This is a genomic window from Granulicatella elegans ATCC 700633 (assembly GCF_000162475.2).
Classification (GTDB): domain Bacteria; phylum Bacillota; class Bacilli; order Lactobacillales; family Aerococcaceae; genus Granulicatella; species Granulicatella elegans.
Genome location: NZ_KI391971.1, coordinates 1,136,911 through 1,157,965, shown reverse-complemented (window position 1 = coordinate 1,157,965; position 21,055 = coordinate 1,136,911). Strand labels below are relative to the sequence as shown.

16 protein-coding genes are annotated in these 21,055 nt (G+C 32.4%); 15 read left to right on the top strand and 1 reads right to left on the bottom strand.

What is annotated here, in order from left to right; genetic code table 11:
• The first annotated feature begins 136 nt into the window (after window positions 1–136).
• The 14 genes from HMPREF0446_RS05445 to HMPREF0446_RS08620 all read left to right on the top strand — a co-directional run bounded on the left by HMPREF0446_RS05445 (window position 137) and on the right by HMPREF0446_RS08620 (window position 15,755).
• On the top strand, window positions 137–736 hold the full coding sequence (locus HMPREF0446_RS05445; RefSeq protein WP_006702397.1) for an ECF transporter S component: 600 nt from the start codon (window positions 137–139) through the stop codon (window positions 734–736).
• Window positions 729–1,937: a bifunctional phosphopantothenoylcysteine decarboxylase/phosphopantothenate--cysteine ligase CoaBC gene (gene coaBC / locus HMPREF0446_RS05440; protein WP_006702398.1), complete on the top strand. Its 1,209-nt coding sequence runs from the start codon at window positions 729–731 to the stop codon at window positions 1,935–1,937. The genes HMPREF0446_RS05445 and coaBC overlap by 8 nt, the downstream gene beginning before the upstream one ends.
• A 225-nt stretch (window positions 1,938–2,162) precedes the next feature.
• Complete coding sequence (locus HMPREF0446_RS05435) at window positions 2,163–2,855, top strand: sugar transferase (protein ID WP_006702399.1); 693 nt, start codon at window positions 2,163–2,165, stop codon at window positions 2,853–2,855.
• 27 nt (window positions 2,856–2,882) lie between these two features.
• The gene (locus tag HMPREF0446_RS05430) at window positions 2,883–4,097 is read left to right on the top strand and encodes a DegT/DnrJ/EryC1/StrS family aminotransferase (protein WP_006702400.1); all 1,215 of its coding nucleotides are present in this window, start codon (window positions 2,883–2,885) and stop codon (window positions 4,095–4,097) included.
• 23 nt (window positions 4,098–4,120) lie between these two features.
• Window positions 4,121–5,926, top strand: coding sequence for a polysaccharide biosynthesis protein (locus HMPREF0446_RS05425; RefSeq protein ID WP_006702401.1), 1,806 nt, complete (start codon window positions 4,121–4,123; stop codon window positions 5,924–5,926).
• 61 nt (window positions 5,927–5,987) lie between these two features.
• Complete coding sequence (locus HMPREF0446_RS05420) at window positions 5,988–7,001, top strand: glycosyltransferase family 2 protein (RefSeq protein WP_006702402.1); 1,014 nt, start codon at window positions 5,988–5,990, stop codon at window positions 6,999–7,001.
• 89 nt (window positions 7,002–7,090) lie between these two features.
• Window positions 7,091–8,461, top strand: a complete 1,371-nt coding sequence (locus HMPREF0446_RS08340; RefSeq protein ID WP_020991388.1) for an LCP family glycopolymer transferase — start codon at window positions 7,091–7,093, stop codon at window positions 8,459–8,461.
• Between the two features lie 31 nt (window positions 8,462–8,492).
• The gene (locus HMPREF0446_RS05410; RefSeq protein WP_006702404.1) at window positions 8,493–9,533 is read left to right on the top strand and encodes an LCP family glycopolymer transferase; all 1,041 of its coding nucleotides are present in this window, start codon (window positions 8,493–8,495) and stop codon (window positions 9,531–9,533) included.
• 15 nt (window positions 9,534–9,548) lie between these two features.
• On the top strand, window positions 9,549–10,256 hold the full coding sequence (locus HMPREF0446_RS05405; RefSeq protein ID WP_006702405.1) for an IspD/TarI family cytidylyltransferase: 708 nt from the start codon (window positions 9,549–9,551) through the stop codon (window positions 10,254–10,256).
• Window positions 10,257–11,285, top strand: coding sequence for an alcohol dehydrogenase catalytic domain-containing protein (locus HMPREF0446_RS05400; RefSeq protein WP_006702406.1), 1,029 nt, complete (start codon window positions 10,257–10,259; stop codon window positions 11,283–11,285). It abuts the gene before it with no gap.
• A gap of 15 nt (window positions 11,286–11,300) precedes the next feature.
• Window positions 11,301–12,134, top strand: a complete 834-nt coding sequence (locus HMPREF0446_RS05395) for a LicD family protein (RefSeq protein WP_006702407.1) — start codon at window positions 11,301–11,303, stop codon at window positions 12,132–12,134.
• Complete coding sequence (locus HMPREF0446_RS05390) at window positions 12,124–13,248, top strand: glycosyltransferase (protein ID WP_006702408.1); 1,125 nt, start codon at window positions 12,124–12,126, stop codon at window positions 13,246–13,248. Before HMPREF0446_RS05395 ends, HMPREF0446_RS05390 begins: the two co-directional genes overlap by 11 nt.
• A gap of 4 nt (window positions 13,249–13,252) precedes the next feature.
• Entirely contained in the window at window positions 13,253–14,728 is a 1,476-nt protein-coding gene (locus HMPREF0446_RS05385; RefSeq protein WP_006702409.1) for an O-antigen polysaccharide polymerase Wzy family protein, read from the top strand.
• Window positions 14,721–15,755 (top strand): hypothetical protein, encoded by a 1,035-nt coding sequence (locus HMPREF0446_RS08620; protein ID WP_006702410.1) that lies wholly within the window; start codon window positions 14,721–14,723, stop codon window positions 15,753–15,755. The genes HMPREF0446_RS05385 and HMPREF0446_RS08620 overlap by 8 nt, the downstream gene beginning before the upstream one ends.
• A 38-nt stretch (window positions 15,756–15,793) precedes the next feature.
• On the opposite strand, the gene HMPREF0446_RS05375 is transcribed toward HMPREF0446_RS08620, so the two are convergent.
• Window positions 15,794–17,260 carry a M protein trans-acting positive regulator PRD domain-containing protein gene (locus HMPREF0446_RS05375; protein WP_006702411.1) on the bottom strand — a complete coding sequence of 489 codons (1,467 nt, stop codon included), beginning with the start codon at window positions 17,258–17,260 and terminating at the stop codon, window positions 15,794–15,796.
• Window positions 17,261–17,631: 371 nt separating this feature from the next.
• Between HMPREF0446_RS05375 and HMPREF0446_RS05370 the strand changes: the two genes are divergently transcribed.
• Window positions 17,632–21,055 (top strand): collagen-flanked surface repeat-containing protein (locus HMPREF0446_RS05370; protein ID WP_020991387.1); only part of this gene is annotated, 3,424 nt, incomplete at its 3' end.

The window sequence follows — 21,055 nt, the reverse complement described above, 5'->3', positions numbered from 1 at the left end:
ATATAGGAAGTATCTATTTAGAATATTTGAGGGATAAAGGGTGTTTAGCGAATAACTTTAGATAAATGATTTTGTCATTGCATGATAGATTTTCAAAGAGTATAATGAGGGAAAATGTCTTAATAGGGGTGTTTATATGAAAAAAAATAAAATTTTTCAATTGGTTTTCACAGCCATTTTAATTTCAATTATTATTTTACAAAGTTTTATTCCGTTTTTAGGGAATTTACCATTACTCGTCATTGATATTACGATTATTCATATTACAGTGATTATTGGTGCTTGTATAATGGGATGGCAAACGGGATTATTACTAGGAACGGTTTGGGGTGTATGCTCTTTTATTCGAGCATTTACTTCAGGAAGTGCCATTAGTTTATTAGTGTTTACAAATCCTTTAATTGCAATTGTTCCTCGTGCACTAGTTGGATTACTTTCCGGACTACTTTTCGTAGCCTTACAAAAAGTTATTTCATCTAGTCATTTGAGAATGAGTATTGTAGGAGCTTTTGGAAGCTTATTAAACACAACTCTAGTATTATCTTTAATTTATTTCCTTATAGGAAATCAATATGCTGAAAAATTACAAAAAACTCTTGGAGAATTACCAGTATTTTTAATGACGATTGTTGGAACAAATGGTGTTCCGGAAGCTATTGCTTCTGCTATTATTGTACCAGTTGTGGGTGGAGTTCTTTTAAAATTAATGGAAAAACGGAGAATGAAAAATGCTTAATCAAAAGAAAGTAGCCGTGTATGTTACAGGAGGAATTGCAGCATATAAAGCTCTTTTATTTGTAAGATTATTAATAAAAGAAGGTGCACAAGTAAAAGTTGCAATGACTCAATCAGCTTGTCAATTTGTTTCACCTTTGACGTTTCAAGTATTAACGAAAGAAAAAGTAATGGTGGACACTTTTGATGAAAATGATCCATCAGTTGTTCAACATATTCATTTTGCAGACTGGAGTGAATTAGCGATTGTGATTCCGGCTACAGCTAATACAATTGCAAAGATGGCAAATGGAATTGCTGATAATTTTGTGACAAGTGCATTACTTGCAACAACAGCTCCTAAAGTGATTGTTCCTGCTATGAATGAACATATGTGGGAAAATCCAGCTACAGTAAGAAATTGTACCCAATTACAAAAAGAAGGTGTTCATTTCATTGAACCAGCTGTGGGTTTCTTAGCAGAAGGATATTCAGGAAAAGGAAGATTACCTGAACCTGAGGAAGTGCTTCAACAAATCAAAGAATTGAATTTGTTTGAGCAAGAAGAACAGCCATTATTAGGGAAAAAAGTTTTAATTACAGCAGGTGGAACGAAAGAAAGAATTGATCCAGTTCGCTATATTTCGAATGATTCTTCCGGGAAAATGGGGTATGCATTAGCAGAAGATGCTGTTAAAAAAGGAGCAGAAGTTATTTTAATTTCTGCGACAACCGCTTTACCTGTTCCTAAAGGAGTGAAAATTGAGTATGTGGAATCTGCTAGAGGCATGCAAGAAAAAGTATTGAATCATTTTTCATCAGTAGATATTGCTATTATGGTGGCGGCGGTATCAGATTATCGAGTAAAAGAACCAGCAACTCAAAAAATAAAAAAAATAGATGATGAAGATGAAATTACTTTAACTCTAGTAAAAAATCCAGATATTTTAAAACAATTAGGAAGTTTGAAAAAAGAAGGGCAAACGGTAATCGGATTTGCAGCAGAAACGCATCAAGTCATTGAGTTTGCCAAACAAAAGCTTGTTAAGAAGAATGCAGATTTTATTATTGCAAATGATGTTTCAGATCAATCAATTGGTTTTGGTGCCGATATGCATCAAGTAACCATTCTATCAAAAACAGGTGAAGAAATTTTATTGCCGAAAGTTTCTAAACAGTTATTAGCAAAAGAAATTTGGAAGAATTTAATTCAGCATTTATAAAAATAAAATAAAAAGGACTTTTCTAATCTAGCATAGTTTAACTCTATGACTATATGAAAAGTCTTTTTTGTTGCAATTAAGGAAAACAAAAGGAATATTGTCAAAAAATATAAAGAAAAAATCAGAAAATATCCCTTGTTTTATTAAAAAACTGTGGGAAAGCTATTCCAGTGGTCGAATTTGTGCTATAATGATGAAGGTTTATTAGGCATGAGAGGAGTAGATATGAAAACAGAACATCAAATGCCAGAGTTTATGAGAAATCATTATACTTTAAAAGCAGAGGAAGTATTGCAAAAGAAAAAAGCGACGTTGTTTTTCAAACGTCTTTTTGACATCTGTTTGTCATTAATTCTTTTAGTCATACTATCACCAGTATTTCTAGTTTTAAGTATTTGTATTAAACTAGAAGATGGTGGGCCTATCTTTTATCGACAGCAACGAATTACGACATATGGAAGAGTATTTAGAATTTTTAAATTCCGTACAATGGTAATGAATGCCGATAAAATGGGACCATTAGTAACTCAGGATAATGATTCAAGAATTACAAAAATCGGGAAAAAGATTAGAAGTTTCCGTTTAGATGAAGTACCACAATTGATTAATGTGTTAATTGGAGATATGAGTTTTGTAGGAACTCGTCCTGAAGTACAGAAATACGTAGATGCCTATTCTGAAGAAATGATGGTTACATTATTGTTACCAGCAGGAATCACTTCAAAATCAAGTATTGAGTTTAGAAATGAAGCAGATAAAATTTCTAAATGGATGGAGCAAGGATTAACAGCTGATGAAGCGTATATCCAAAAGATCCTTCCAGAAAAAATGCAATATAATATTGATTATATTGAAGAAGTAAGTGTTGCTCAAGATATAAAAGTAATGCTTCAAACTGTATTTGCTGTTTTAAAATAGTAAATAAACAATCGGAGGTTAAGAGACATGATTAGAAATATTCCATTTTCACCACCAGATATTAGCAATCGAGAAATTGAATTAGTAACAGAAGTGCTTAAATCTGGTTGGCTTACAACTGGACCAAAAACAAAAGAGTTTGAAAGACAATTAGCAGCTTATTTAGGAACGGATAAAACAGTTTGTTTAAATTCAGCAACAGCTGCATTGGAATTAGCTTTACGAGTATTAGGAATTGGTGAAGGAGACGAAGTTATCGTTCCTGCCTATACTTATACAGCTTCATGTAGTGTAATCGAACATGTTGGAGCAACTCCAGTATTAGTAGATATTCAAGAAAACCACTATGAAATGAATTATGATTTATTAGAACAAGCGATAACACCAGCGACTAAAGTGATTATTCCTGTTGAATTAGGTGGAGTTCCTTGCGATTATACTCGTATTTTTGAAGTAGTAGAAAAGAAAAAAGATTTATTTTCAGCAAATAATGCCTTGCAAGCTCACTTTAATCGAATTATTGTAGTTTCAGATTCAGCTCATGCGATGGGAACAACAATTAATGGATTATCAGTTGCTCAAGTGGCTGACTTTGCTTCTTATTCATTCCATGCAGTTAAAAATTTAACAACTGCTGAAGGTGGTTGTATTACTTGGAATCCTAAGAACGGATTAAATGATGAAGAAATTTATCGAGCTTTCCAAATTTATTCCTTACATGGACAAACAAAAGATGCCTTAGCGAAGACAAAACCAGGTTCATGGGAATATGATATTGAAATTCCAGGGTACAAATGTAATATGGCAGATATTATGGCAGCCATTGGTTTAGCTCAATTAGAACGCTATGAAGGGATTTTAAATCGTAGAAAAGAAATCGTAAACCAATTAGATGCTGGGTTAAAATCTGAACTTATCCAAGTGTTACCACATCAAACAGATCATTATGAATCTTCAAGACATTTATATATTACAAGAGTAAATGGGGCTTCTTACGAACAAAGAGGTTTGATTATTGAAAAAATGGCAGAGCGTGGTATTTCATGTAATGTGCACTATAAACCATTACCATTATTAACAGCCTATAAAAATTTAGGATTCGATATTAAAGATTATCCTCAAGCTTATCGTTATTTTGAAAATGAAGTGACCTTACCATTACACACTTTACTAATGGACGAAGATATTCAATATATTATTCAAAACTATAAAGAAGTCGTTCAAGAAGTATTAGAAGCTTAATGATGGAGTAAGGAGAAGTGTAGATGAATAATCGATTAAAAATTTTATTACTATTCGTATTAGACTCAATCATCGTATTAGGTTCTGTATTTTTAAGTTTTAGACTTGTAACAGAAGGGCTTATTCGTAACATTCATGCCTTAACAGTTACAGCATTATTATCTCTAGCAGCTTATTATGTATTTTCCTATTTCTTAAATTTATATTGGAGAGATTGGGAATATGCGAGTGTTTATGAAGTTATTACTGTTGTAAAATGTGTCAGTGCTGCAGTTATTGTTTCAACCATTGCAGGAATTGTTTGGTTTAAAACATTAGTAACTTGGCAATTTGTAGTCGTGTTATGGCTATTACTTGTTTGTGCAGTAGGTGGCGTTCGACTATCGATGCGTATTTTTAGAGAGTACTTTGTAGATAGTGTTGTTATGGAAAATGCGAAACCAACTTTAATCGTTGGGGCAGGAGCAGCAGGAACATTATTAGTACGTCAAATGTTAATGCATCCAAAAATGAGAATGATGCCTGTAGCTTTTGTTGATGATGATCAAGAAAAACAAAGAAAAGATATTTATGGGGTTCGAATTTTAGGAACGACAAAAGATATTGAAAAAATTGTTCAACAGATGGGAATTACAAAAGTTGTAATTGCAATGCCTTCGTTACCAAATAAAAAATTAAACGAAGTATATGATGTTGCTCGTAAAACTGGAGCAGAATGCGTGATTCTTCCAAATATCGATGAAGTCATGTCAGGAAACTTACATGTACAACAATTAAGAAATGTTGAAATCGAAGATTTACTAGGACGAGATCCAGTCGAATTGGATCAAACATTAATTGAAAAACAATTACGTGGAAAACGTATTTTAGTAACTGGGGCAGGTGGCTCAATCGGTTCTGAAATTTGTAGACAAGTTTCTTCATTCCGTCCAAAAGAATTAATTATTTTAGGACATGGAGAAAATAGTATTTATCAATTAAATATGGAATTACTTGGAAAATATGCAGAACATTTTAGAATTACGCCTGTTATTGCTGATGTTCAAGATAGAAAACGTATATTTGAAGTGATGGAAAAATATCGTCCAGATGTTGTGTATCATGCTGCTGCACATAAACATGTGCCTTTAATGGAAATTAATCCAAGAGAAGCAGTAAAAAATAATATTTTAGGAACTCGTAATGTTGCTGAAGCTGCGAATCATGCAAAAGTAAAAACTTTTGTAATGATTTCAACGGATAAGGCTGTTAACCCGCCGAATATTATGGGTGCAACAAAACGTTTATGTGAAATGATTGTTCAAGATATGGCAACAAAAAGTGATTCAACGAAATATGTAGCCGTACGTTTCGGGAATGTATTAGGATCAAGAGGTTCTGTAATTCCGTTATTTAAGAAACAAATTGCTAAAGGTGGTCCAATTACAGTAACTCATCCAGATATCGTTCGTTACTTTATGACGATTCCAGAAGCAGCACAATTAGTAATTCAGGCTGGCTCTCTAGCACGTGGAGGAGAAATTTTCGTATTAGATATGGGTAAACCAGTTCGTATTGTTGATTTAGCGAAAAATCTAATCCGTCTATCAGGTTACAGTGAAGATGATATTGAAATTAAATTTACTGGTTTACGTCCTGGTGAAAAAATGTATGAAGAGTTATTGAACGAGGGAGAAATTAATCCAAAACAAATCTTCCCTAAAATTCATATTGGAATTGCAGACAATTCAAAAATTGATCGTGTTTATGACTTTATTGAAAAATTTGAAGATTATTCAGAACAAGAATTACACGATGAATTGATTGATATTGCGAATAAAAAGAAATAAAATAGAGAAGGCTGGACAATGCTCCAGCCTTCTTTTCATAAACAAAGATTAAGGAGAAATTATGTTAGTTTCAGTATCAATTAGCGCTTATAACGAAGAAAATTATTTACCAGCAATTTTTGAAAGTTTAGTACATCAAACTTATCCACATAAACAAATTGAAATTGTTTTAATTAATGCGATGTCAACAGACCGAACAAGAAATTTAATGAATGAATTTCAAGAAAAGTATCAACATGAATTTTATGCAATTAAGATTTTTGATAATCCAAAGAAAACATTAAATACAGGTTTAAATTTAGGGTTTAAACATTCCGATGGAGATTGTTATTTAAAAATTGATGCTCATTCTCATATTCCAGAAGATTTTATTGAAAATAATGTAGATGTGATTGAAAGAGGAGAAAGAGTTTGTGGGGGAAGAAGACCAACGATTGTTGAAACAGATGATGAGTTAGCAAAAACATTACATATTGTAGAAGAATCTGCATTAGGTAGTAGCATCGCTAATTATCGTAAAGGTGATGAGAGTCGATATGTCGATTCTGTATTCCAAGGTATGTATCATAAAGAAGTAATTGAAAAGGTTGGATATTTTGACGAAAAATTAGTTCGTACGGAAGATAATGAGTTTCATTATCGTATTCGTAAAAATGGATTTAAAATTTGGTATGATACTTCGATTGAATCTTTCCAATATATACGTCCAACTTACTCAAAAATGTTAAAACAAAAATATGGAAATGGTTATTGGATTGGATTGACAAGTCATGTTTGCCGTGAATGTTTATCTTTATTCCATTTTGTACCTGGAATTTTTGTAAGTACGTTATTAGCAACGATTTTAATTTCAGGTATCTCCGCGTTACCATTTTTCCTATTAGTGAGTATCTATTTACTAGCGATTATTGGATTATCAGTATTTGAAATCATGACACATCCATTTCATATCACTCGATTATTGATTCCATTCATGATAATTTCTGTCCATATCTCTTATGGAATTGGAACTATTCGTGGCTGGATTGAAGGATTTTGGTGGAAGAAAACTTATTTTGAAAATAATGAACTGTAAAATTATTAAAAAGTAGTAAATCTCTCCTCAAGATTAAGAGGAATTATGGTATAATAAATTGATTATAGATAAAAGAGAGGTTGAACAGTTTGAGCAGATTAGAAAATCATATTCATCAGAAAATTCAAAAAAATAAAAGAAGAAAATGGACAATATTTTTTATTGTATTAGCAGCAACTTTAATTACGGTAACAGGGGCTTATATTCGAGCTAGATTAGCTAAAACTGAAAATAGCATTCATCAAAAAGTAGAAACTGTAAATTTACGAGATAAACAAATAAAAGATAATGATAGTTTTTCAGTACTATTATTAGGAATTGATAATGGGGCATATGGAAGAGGAACAGAAGTAGGCCGTAGTGATACAATGTTAGTCGTAACGGTTAATGAAAAATTAGGAAAAACTACAATTATAAGTATTCCTCGTGATTCCTATACAGAAATTATCGGTTATGGAACAAATGATAAAATTAATCATGCATATGCATTTGGTCAAGAATCGATGTCTATTAACAGTGTTCAAAACATGTTAAATATCCCTATCGACTATTATGTAACAGTTGATATGGGCGGTTTAATGGGATTAGTGGATGCAGTTGGAGGATTAGATATTACTCCAATTTTAACATTTACTTATGAAGGAGAATCCTTTACTGAAGGAGAATTCCGACATGTAGACGGAGAAGCAGCTTTAAGATATGCAAGAATGCGTTATGATGATCCAGAAGGAGATATGGGACGTCAAAAACGTCAACAATATGTGATTCAAAAATTAGTAGAGAAACTTTTAAACATTTCTTCTGTAACTCGTTATGAAGAAATTTTGAAAACATTAGAAAATTCTGTTCGAACGAATTTTACAATAGAAAAATTATTATCTGTAAAAAATAATTATCCAAAAGCATTACAAAATTTTGAAACGGATACGATTAGCGGTTCTGGTACAATGATAGGTGGTATTTATTATTTTGTAGTTCCGGAAGAGGAAAAAATCCGTATTTCAAATGTATTACGTGAAAATCTTGAATTAGAAAAAGTAGATACTTTAAAACATATTGAAACAAAAGAAACACAAACAGTACCAAATGTTGAAAATCATCAACCAACAAATCCATCATTTTATCAAGAAGAAATAACAGATGAGTATGTAGAACCAGCATATGTGCCACCGGTAGAAAATACTCAACCGATAGCTCCAGTAGCTCCAGTGGCTCCAGTAGCTCCAGTGACTCCGTCACAATCAACTACAACAACTTCATCAGTTCAAAGAGTCGATGATAACAAAGTTGAAACTACAAGAAATACTCAATCGAATCAACCTGTGCAACCAAGTCAACCAACGACTGTAGCACCTACTCGAACTCAACCAAGTTCAGTAGAGCTTGCTCCTGCACCAAGTAATACCACAATTGCACCAAGACCTGCTCAAACAGAAGGCAATGGTACAAATAATCAATAAGCAGAATCTATAAAGAATTTGAGGAAAGAAAATGGTAGAACATCATGATTTTGGTCTTCGTTCCAAAAGAAGACAAAAAAAGAAAAAAGGTAAATTATTATTTATTTTCATATTCATCACAGCATTAATAGTTGGCGGTTCAATAATTTTTGCAGATAAACTAAATTTATTTCATAATACGATTCATCAAATTACTCAAGATGTTGGGAATCGTACTGAAGAAGAAGCAAATGAGATTATTGAGAATGCTAAACCCATTAATATTTTATTATTAGGTATTGATAATGGGGCATATGGTCGACCAGCGGAAGATGGACGTAGCGATACAATGCTTTTATTAACAGCTAATCCAAGTGAGAAAAAAGCACAATTATTAAGTATTCCACGTGATACTTATACAGAAATTGTAGGAATGAATACGTATGATAAAATCAATCATGCTTATGCATTTGGACAAGCTAAAATGGCGATTAATTCTGTAGAAAAATTATTTGATACAAGCATTGATTTTTATATGGAAATTAATATGGCTGGTTTAATGGAATTTGTTGACGCAGTCGGAGGAATTGAAGTAACAAGTCCACTAACTTTTACTTATGAAGAACGTTCATTTGTAGAAGGTAAAACAGAATTATTAGACGGAGAAAGTGCATTGCGTTTTGCAAGAATGCGTTATGATGATCCAGAGGGAGATTATGGTCGCCAAAAACGTCAAAGAATAGTCATTGAACAATTAGTGAATAAATTGATGTCCTTTAGTTCCATTAAAAATTTTGAAAAAATTATGAGTGCTGTAAGAAACAATGTTAAAACTGATATTCCGATAGGAAGACTTATGGCTTTGAAAAATACTTATGGACCATCTTTTGAGCATTTAGAACAAGCATTTATTGAAGAACGTTCATTATTATTAACGAATTCAATTGGAGAACAAATTTACTATTCTTATGCAACGGATGAAGAGTTATTAGAAAAATCAAACTTAATTCGTTCATATTTGGGTCAAAAACCAGTAACAACTTATCCATTGTTACAACAAAGAGAAAACTTATTATATTTAACTACACCATAGAAAGAAGGAAGTCGAATGATTTACGCTGGAATACTAGCTGGTGGAACAGGAACTCGTATGGGTATTCAAGATATGCCTAAACAGTTTTTAACATTAGGAAAAAAACCAATTATTATGCATACCGTTGAGAAATTCCTATTTGTTCCAGATATTGATGTCGTATATGTAGCAGTTCATCCAAATTGGATGACATATTTTGAAGATTTAATTCATAAATATGTTCCAACACAAAAAGAAAAAATTCGTGTTGTTTCAGGTGGAAAAGATAGAAACGATAGTATTATGAATATTATTAATGATATCCAAGAAAAATCTGATGAAACGACAGATGATATTTTAATTACTCATGATGCAGTTCGACCATTTGTTTCATATCGAATGATTCAAGAAAATATTGCTGCAATGAAAGAGTACGATGTAGCAGATACAGTCGTTCTTGCAAATGATACAATTGTTGAGTCTGTAGATGGAAAAGTTATTTCATCTATTCCAAATCGTACACATATGTATCAAGGACAAACACCACAAACATTTAAAATTCAAGCATTTATAAATATTTATGAATCAATGGAAGAAGATGTCAAACAAATTTTAACAGATGCTTGTAAAGTGTTTGTATTAAATAATACTCCTGTTGGATTAGTTCAAGGGGAATATTCAAATATTAAAATTACCACAGTAACGGATTTAAAAATTGCTGAAGCGATGTTGGGAGAGATCTAAGTGATTAATCGAGTTTATCAATTAATTCGTCCGCATTATTTTTCTGTGAAATATGAAGACGTTGAAATGGAGCAAGAAGATACAGTAGTTGTTAGACCAAATTATATTGCACTATGTCATGCAGACCAACGTTATTTCCAAGGAACACGACCACCTAAAATTTTGCAAAAGAAATTGCCGATGGCGTTAATTCACGAATGTTGTGGAATTGTTGTGAGTGATGCTTCTGGAACGTATAAACCAGGAGATAAAGTAGTCATGATTCCAAATCAACCTCCAAAAGAATTTGAAGAGGGAACAGAATTTTATGAAAATTATGTAACTGGCGGATATTTCCGTTCAAGTGGACATGATGGATTTATGAGAGAATTTGTCACAATTCCTAAAAATCGTGTGGTTAAATATGAAACAATTCCATCAAAAGTGGCTGCGATTACAGAATTTGTTTCTGTTGGGATTCATGGAATTACAAGAATGAAACAAGTAGCACATTCAAAAAGAGATCGTATTGTGGTATGGGGTTCTGGAAGTTTAGCATATGTTGTTGCGACACTTGCAAAAGAAAAATTCCCTAACTCGACGATTATTGTTGTTGGAAAAAATCATGATAAATTACGTTTATTCTCTTTTGCAGATGAAGTCTATGATGTGAGCGAAATTGAAGATGATTTCACGTTTGATCATGCTTTTGAATGCGTTGGTGGAACGGGAACTCAAGAAGCTTATCGAGATATTATTAAACATATCAAACCACAAGGGGCAGTCGTTATGATGGGAGTTAGTGAATTTGAAGTCCCATTAAATACACGAGATATTTTAGAAAAAGGATTAACTTGGGTTGGTAGTTCACGATCAGGTCGTGAAGATTTTGAAGGGGCTGTTCAAATGATGGAACGTCCTCAAGTACATTCAAGATTGAATTTAATTATTCATGAATCAAATAAAATTCAAGATATCCAAGACATTTATCATTTCTTTGAAGAAGATACTGTTACACCATTTAAGACAGTTGCGAAATGGGATATTTAATAATGAGGTGAAATCATGGAACCACTTCAAGCGAAGTGTTTAGAAATGGCAGAGTATTTCGTTCAATTTTGTAAGGAAAATGATTTACTTTGCTACTTATGTGGTGGAGGAGCAATTGGGACTCTACGACATAAAGGATTTATTCCTTGGGATGATGATTTAGATTTCTTTATGCCAAGAAAAGATTATGAAAAATTAGCACAGCTTTGGCCACAAAAGGCAGATAGTCGTTATCAACTTTCAAAAAGTAATGAAAATTATATCGACCGTAATTTATTTATTACAATAAGAGATACACAAACAACATGTATCAAACCTTATCAACAAGATTTGGATATTCCACATGGATTAGCCTTAGATGTCCTTCCATTGGATTATTATCCAGCTAATGGGCTATCACGAAAAAAACAAGTGATAGCTGCTTTAGTCTATTCACTATTTTGTGCGCAAACCATTCCAGAAAAACATGGTGGAATTATGAAGTGGGGAAGTCAAGCTTTATTAGCACTTGTTCCTTCAAAAAAATTGCGTTATAAAATATGGAAAAAAGCAGAAGCTGAAATGACGAAATATACAAAAGAAGAAAGTGATGGCATTACTGAACTGTGTTCTGGGCCATACTATATGAAGAAGAAGTATCCAATTTCAAGTTTTGAGGATGCATTGTGGCTTCCTTTTGAAGAAACGGAATTACCAATTCCAATTGGATATGATGCTTATTTAAAAACTGCTTTTGGGGATTATATGACTCCACCACCAGTAGAAAAACAGGTTGCTCATCATGATGCGGTACTCATCGATTTAGAGAAAAGCTATACACATTATAAAGGTGAATATTATGGAAAATAAGAAAAAAGTACTTTTCTTTTTATGGTCTTTCTCATTAGGAGGAGGAGCTGAAAAAATTTTATCAACAATTGTTTCCAATTTGGATTTAGAGAAATATCAAATTGATATTTTAGAAATGGAACATTTTGATAAAGGGTATGAAGCAGTTCCTGAAGGAGTTAGAATTTTAAAGCCTTATAAGAAAAGAAAATATGGACGATTAATGGAAACCATTTTATGGCGTCTAAGAATTTATTTTCCACATTTAGTAAGAAAATGGCTAATCAAAGATGACTATGATATTGAAGTTTCCTTTACGATTATGAATCCTGCATTCCCTTTTTCTAAGAGAGCAGAAGTTAAAAAATTTGCTTGGATTCATGGGAGTATTGAAGCATTTTTAGAAGAAAATCAGGCTCACTATCGTAAAAATCATTTTGAACAATTGAGCCATGCAGATAAAATTATTGCAATTTCTAAAAAAACAAGAGAATCGATTGAAACAGTTTATCCAATGTTTAGCGATAAAATTCAAACGATTTATAATGGGTATGATTTTACTTCTCTTCTTGAAAAAGCAGAAGAAGTTAGCCCAGTTACCCTGGAAAAGAATAGTATTTGTGTCATAGGTCGTTTAGAAGAGTTAAAAGGGACGGATCGTGTACTAGAAGTCTTTACCAAATTACAACAAGAATTATCTGATATTCATTTATACTATATTGGTAGTGGAGAACAAGAGAGCTTCTTAAAAGGAGAAGTAGAACGTCTTCAATTACAAAATAAGGTTCATTTCTTAGGCTATCAAAAAAATCCTTATTCCATTTTAAAGCAAGCTAAAGTTTTGTTATCCTTATCAAAACAAGAAGGATTTTCAGGAGCTGTTGTTGAAGCAGTGACTTTAGGAATTCCATTTGTTTCTACAAATGTTGGAGGAGCTTTAGAATTATCGAATGAAGGACAATTTGGAGAAGTCATCGATTCTAATCAAGAAGCCATCGATGCCCTTAAAAATTATATTACTGGAGAAAAAAGAATTTCTGAACAATATTCAGAATTTATCCAACAATTTACAATTGAAAAACAACTGCAACAAATAGAGGAGTTATTTCAATTATCTAAAGAAGAAAGGAGTTAGATAGATGCCGGATTCTTTAAGAAAACTTCATGCAGTACTTACAACTTTCTGCTATGGGTTAGCGATTGTTTTTTATTTGATTTATTTAAACAATAATCATTTAGAAACTTTATTATATACCGTTGTAATAGTTTTTATTGCACATACATTATTTAGTTTTCATAACTTAAAATATCAATTAATTCATATCTTGTTTTATATGACAATTTTTGTATTTTTATTTTCAAGGCCATTAATTGATTATTTAAGAATTGGAAGTTTTGACACGTATCAACAAGATGCTTATGTATTCACTTTTAATATCATTTTAGTATCCTTGCTAGGATTATGGTTGGGTGGAATCATAGGTGTCAGATATTTTAGTCGAAAGAAAGAAAAGCCTGTTGATGAAAATTCTTATGCTCGATTAATTTTACAAGTTCGAAGAGTTTCTTTAGCAGTATTTTGGTTAACATATCCATTTTATGTATTAAGATTAGTGGAACGTTTAATCTTTAGATTACAAACTACTTACTATGGATATTATGCGAATTTCACAAGTAAATTACCATACTTTACTTATTTATTATCAGCTTTTATGTTCTATGCATTATGTGTTTATTTGGCAACGAAACCTTCAAAAAAAACATCCATATTTATGCTTGGATTATATGTTGCAGCTAATTTGATTCATTTAGTCATTGGTACAAGAAATCCATTTATATTAAGTTTATTATTTGCCTTTGTTTATTTCTTTATGCGCCATTATTCTGATAAAAAAGAAGTTTGGCTTGGACGTAGAGAAAAAATTGCATTAGGAATTGGAACACCAGTCTTAATGCTTGCCATGGGGGCGATGAACTATATTCGAGATGGAGCGAAATTAAAGTTTGATAGTATCTTTGCTTTATTAGTCGATTTTATTTACAAACAAGGAACTAGTTTTGGAGTTTTAGCTAGAGGATATTTATATCGAAGTAGTTTACCAATTCGAGAAATGAGAAACTTTACATTTGGTCCTATTATGGATTATTTTTATCGAGGTAGTATTGGGATGAATTTATTAGGAACTACAGCTTTTAAAACAACGACAAATAGTATTGAATTAGCTTTAGAAAGTAATAGTTATGCTCATAATATTTCGTATTTAGTATTAAAACAACAATATTTAGATGGGCATGGTATCGGAAGTAGTTATATGATGGAAGTTTACACCGATTATGGTTTTGTTGGCTTATTTATAACGAGTTGTATTTTAGGGTTTATTTTTATCGCGTTACTAAATTCAGCTTATCGTAAAAATCTTCTTGGTTTTACTGTGTCATTACTAGTCCTTGGAAATCTATTTTTTATGGCAAGAAGTAGTTTCTCAGAGAGTTTCTTTAGTTTGTTTACAATGCAATTTTGGACAGTTGTAATAGTGATTTTCTTAATGTCCTATTCAATGAAGAAACCAATTTATCATACAACATTAGCAAAGGATGGTTATATACATGTTTGAAAATTATTCATTAGCTGATTTATTAGCTAATTTAAAGAAAAAGAAAAAATGGAATGTCATTGCAGTTTTTGTATTATTTGTTTTAATGGCTTTACCTATGAGCTATAAAGCTATTACTTCAAAATCAGTCGTAAAAAATAATACAAGTTACTCAAGCTATATTATTTATAAAATTAATGCACCAGAAAAAGAATTTAAAACAGAATCCAATACAAAGAATGACCAGTTTAGTTATTTTTATTCTAAATTAATTAGTTCAAATATGAATGGTGCTTATTTATTCAATGATTCAACAGATCAAGAAGTAGCAAAATATGCCGGAGAAATTGCCAGCAATGCAACTCAATTAAGAAATTCAGATATAGATTTCTGGGAAAAGAAAATCATTGTTAGTTCTTTAGGGGATTATACAGGTGTTTCTGTTAAAGTATTAACAACAAGTCCAACTTTAAATCAGTTAATTGAGAAAAAAGTGGATGCATTAATGAACAGTTATAAAGATGTATTTAAAGACGTGACGATTCAAAAATTAAATACTGTTAATTCCCAAGAAGTTGGTGGAAGTGAAACAACAGTTTCAAACTTCAATGTAAAACAATTAGTATTAAGAATGGTAGTTGTTTTTGTATTAGCAGGATTTATTGTTATCTTTATGAACTTTGTTTGGTATTTATTTAATCCAACAATGAACCGTGTTGGAGATTTCAAAAAATACGATATTAAACAAGTATATGAAATTGAAAATGCAGAAGTGTTACGTCAGTTAATTCGTTATAAAAAAGAAAACCTTGGAGAATTTGCAGTAGTTACTTCAAGTAAAGCTATTGCAAAACAATGGGAGCAAAAAATTCAAGATGTAAACATCGAATATGTAGAAGCATCTAATTTTGAAAGAATTTGTCAATTTGATACTTACCTATTCGTAGAAGAATTTGGGAAGAGTCGCTATGTTGATTTTGAGAAAAAATTACAAGAATTGCATAATTTCGATAAAAAGATTATTGGTGTAGTAGTATTTCCACTATAGTAAAAAAACTCGTCAGTTATTCTGGCGAGTTTTTTATTTTAAAATGAATCAGAAATTGTATTTAAATAGTTCACTAATTCCATTATCGTTAAATTATTATGGCAAATAAATTCTTTCTTTAATCCATCGATATAGAAATTTGCAACAATAATATCATAATCAGTTTTATTTAAAATATCACTTGAAAGATCGACATCAGTCCAATTTTCAAAGATGAATCGGTCATTACAATAATAAGATAGAACTCTCATTAATGTAATAGGATGAGCATGGTCAAAATTACTAATTACTAAAACTTTAATTTTTGGACGATTCATTAATAATTGAATCGCCATATCTTCTCCGTGGGTAAATAGAGTATATATTAAATGATGAATATGCTCCGGAGTATGGGTACGATTCATTAATTTTAGATAATTCATAATTTCGGATTTTACAATTTCAAAAGCGGATGAAAAATGTTTTTGAAAATTATTCATTGTTCTTTGCTTTTGGTTAAACAGAAGAGGATCGGTAAATGTTTCTTGTCGCTCTAAGTGAACTGTATTATGCATATACCAAATTAAATCATTTCGATTGTTGAAATGAATATTTAGTTTGAATTCAAGTTTCAATAACATTTCATCTAATAATCGGCATGAGTTCTTTGCATATTCGTCTTCTTCTAGTGAAGCATAAAACTCTTCAGGACTTAAGAAGATAGTATCTTGAATAAATGAAATAAAAATTTGTGCTAATACTTCTGGTGTCATACTTATTTGAAATTTCTCAGAGAAGTACACTAATTTTTCTTCAATATCTGGTAATTGTGCAAATGGAGGAAATACTTCATCAAAGAAGTTATCTGGAATTGGAACAAAATGTTTATTTTTCACACGATAAATTCCAATCATGACCATCCATTTATACATATGAAATATTGCAAAGCCCATTGGATAATTTGTCGGAGTATAAAAATATTTTGCGAATTCATCCAAATCTTCCTCATTAAAATCAGTAAAAGGCCATTCTAAAAAATTATATCTTTCAGAAAAATATTGAGCATAAAAATAACGAATATCCACTTCATTTCCTGTAATAGAAACGGGGGTTAACTGAATATTAAATTTAAATTTAGGTTCAATATCTTTAACCATTTTATTGACAATTCGGTATAGATTAGCAGGAGTAGTATAAAATGCATTACTAATGTCATTAATAGTTTCTCCTTCGTGAAAGAATATATATTCTAATAGAGAAAAATTTTGTGAGTTTACAAAAAAGTGCTTATAAATATCCTCAATACTATTTTCTTTTGAAAAATAAGCTTTAACACCATTTGTTGAAGTTTGAATATCAATATTCGGAAAAGCTTCCCTTAATTCAGCAATATCTTGTTTTAAAATTCGTTCTGTACAGTCAAATTTTTCGGCTAATATATATAAATGAGTCCATTTTTTTGAATCAATTAAATATTCCATAAACTCTAATTGCCTTTTTTCTTTAGAGGAAAGTAAATTTCTCATAGCAACTCCTTTTCGTTATGACTTGTTAGATTTATGATAATATAACTCGTTTTAAAAGTAAAGAAAATCCTTATAAAATCAATATAGCAAACGGTTGTATTAATTGTAAAATTTTATTAACTTTATGAGAATATTACTAGAATTATTACAAATAAATTACATGATTATTTCACTCAAGGGGAAAAAAGTTAATAATCGTAATTTTTTCCCTTTGAATGAAGAAATACAAACAGGAAAAGGTATTGAATAATAAGAATTTGAGAGATATAATTCGTCCGTATCGTGATTTAACGAACAAGAAATAAATCTTAAATAATTTTAATAATTTCGAAATATAAATTTAACATTGGAAAATACAGGAGGATAAAGATATGTCTAAAGCAAGAAAAGCTAAATGGAATATTGAAGAAAATACCCGTGAAGGTTATACAAGGTACAGTATTCGTAAATACAGTATGGGGGTAGCCAGCGTAGCGGTATTATCAGGATTTTTCTTTTTAACAGGGATTAGTGCACAAGCTGCAGAAATTACAGCACCACAAATTCCTGCGCAAACTGATGCAAACGTTTTACCTACATCCAAACAGGCACTCAGTAAAGAAGCAGTAGAAAAGAAAGCGACTGTAACAAAATCTACAAAAGAAGAAGTAGTTACATCAACTCCAAAAGAAACAAAAGTGGAAGAAAAGAAAGAAGTAACAGAAACTCCGACAACTACAGGCTCAACAAGAGAAGCAAAAGTTGAAACAGTTGCTGCAACTCCAAAAGAAGAAAAAGCGGCTGTAGTAACAACTACTACTCCTGAAACAAGAGAAGCTTCTACAAGGGAAGCTGTAACTACTGAATCTGGACAAAGTGGATTTCGTGCTGCTAGAAGACCTGGACCAAGCCGCCCAGCGCCAAGTCAACCAGTAAATCATTCAGCAGCAACACCTACTAATACCGTAGCAGCAAGTGCTGGAACAATAAATCATGATAAAAATGAGCGTTTAAGATTAGAAGATGCAATTGAACCGACTGATGTAAGTAAAGGAACTCATAAATTTATAGGAGAAGGTACAGCACGTTTAAATACACCTATTCATTATAATGTAACAACAACAAGAACTAATGGCGGGTTAGATGTTTCAATTAACTATACAGCTCCAGGAAATACTAGAGAATTTGTAAGAAATAATTTCATCCTTCACACAGGTAATGGTTTTGGAACTCCACAATTACGAGGTGTATCAGGAACTACTGGAAACCCAAGTATCGTCAAGGGTGAAAACTTTATGTCTCATTCTGGTTATACATTAGCTAGTTCTGTAGATACAAATAGAGATCAAACTGTAAGATTTTTCTTACCTATTAGCAGACCAAATGCAGATTTAACATTTAAGTTACAACCAACTACATTTAACGTAAACCAAGGTGGAGGTAGTGAAGCTACTATTAATGACCCATATAGTAATTCAAACTACTACTTTAAAGAACGTCCACTATATTTAGATGCAAACCCAGGGGGGAATGCAGCAGGAACAAAAACATTTAAAGAAATAATTGATTTCCAAACTATTTATCTTCCAACAACTAAATTAGCTGAAGGCGAAACAAAAGTTGTTAAAGATGGAGTTAACGGTGAACGCCAAAAAACTTATAAGGTTCATAAATTTGGAGAAGAAACAGTTTTAGGATTACCTATTAGTAATAGTATTACAAAAGAAGCGAAACCACGTATTGTACAAATTGGTGTTGCAAAAGACTTAGTTGAAAAACCAGAAGTTGTAAAACCACGTGTTGATCAAAATAAAGTTGGAGATACAAACCATTTAACATTCTATTTAGATAAAGATGGAAACAATATCTACAATGAAGGTGTAGATGAATTAATTCAAAACATCGATATTAAAGATGGAGCGAAAGGTGAAAAGGGTGACCGTGGACAACAAGGTGAACGTGGATTAACCGGAGCACAAGGAGCGAAAGGTGAAAAAGGGGACCGAGGTGAACGTGGTTTAACTGGAGCACAAGGAGCGAAAGGTGAAAAAGGAGACCAAGGTGAACGCGGATTAACTGGAGCACAAGGGGCGAAAGGTGAAAAAGGAGACCAAGGTGAACGTGGTTTAACTGGAGCACAAGGAGCGAAAGGTGAAAAAGGAGACCGTGGTGAACGCGGATTAACCGGAGCACAAGGAGCGAAAGGTGAAAAAGGGGACCAAGGTGAACGCGGACAAGATGGAAAATCTTTAGTTGCTGTAAAAAATGGAAATAAAACAAAATTATATGTTGAAAATCCAGCTCAACCTGGTCAGCCATTAGATCCAACTCATCCATTAGCAACAATTACGGATGGAGTAAATGGTCGTGATGGTCAATCTCCTACAATTACTGCAACTAGAACTGTACAAAACGGAAAAAATGGAGTGTTAATTACAGTAACGCCAGTAAATGGAACTCCTCAGTCTACATTTGTACAAGATGGAGTAAATGGTCAAAATGGTTCTACACCAACTGTAACAATCACAGAAGGTAAAAATGGTACACATACTTTAACAGTTCATACTCCAGGACAAGCTGATGTATCAACAGTTATTAGAGATGGTGCACAAGGACGCCAAGGTGAACGCGGAGAAAAAGGTGACAAAGGTGAGGCAGGTAGAGATGGCGTAACACCAACAGTTACAGTTAAAGATAATAAATCAGATGGAACTCATACAATTACAATTAATGATGGTAGAGGAAACATTACAAACACAATTGTTAAAGATGGATTCGATGGTAAATCACCATTAGTTGCTACAAATAGAAATGAGGAAGCTAAAACTACAACGGTCGTATTCTATTATGATGAAAATGGAAATAATGAATTAGATGCTTCTGATAAAAAATTAAAAGAAGTTGTTATTGCGGATGGTGCAAAAGGTGAGAAAGGTGACAAGGGAGCTACACCTAAAGTTACAACTGCTCGTGGAAAAGATGGACGTAGTACTGACATTACATTTACTGTTCCAGGAGAAGAGCCTGTAACCGTTAATGTAAAAGACGGGAAAGATGGACGTACACCAACTATTGACTTAAATGCCTTAGCAGAAGCAGCAATAAGAATTAATAATCAAAGAAGTGGAAGAGTAAGAAGAGCATTAGCAGATGCCCCATCTACAGCACCAGCATCACAACCAGTAGATGGTACTCGTATTACAGCATACTTTGATAACAATGGTAACGGTAAATACGATCCAGATGTGGATGAATTAATTGGTACAAGTGATATCTTGAATGGTACAAATGGACGTAATGGTGCAGATGGAGCTTCTGGTACAGATGGCCGTAACGGTGCCGAATTATTAAGTGGACCTAATGCCCCAACAGCTAAAGATGGTAGAGATGGTGATACTTACATTGATGCAACTACAGGAGACGTTTACAAAAAAGAAGGCGAAAACTGGAAGAAAATCGGTAATATTAGAGGACCTCAAGGACTTAAAGGTGATAAAGGGCAAGATGGAGCTCAAGGACCACAAGGATTAAAAGGAGACAAAGGTGAACAAGGTCTTCAAGGTGAACGTGGACAAGATGGAGCACAAGGTCTACCAGGTCGTGATGGACGTGACGGAGCTGCAGGACGTGACGGAAGAGACGGCCGAGATGGAAAAGATGTACTAAACGGAAAAGTAGACCCAACAACAGAAGGTAAAGACGGAGATAAATACGTAAATACTGAAAGTGGAGACGTATTCGTTAAAAATAACGGAACATGGGAAAAAGAAGGCAACATCAAAGGACCAAAAGGTGACAAAGGAGAACAAGGTCTTC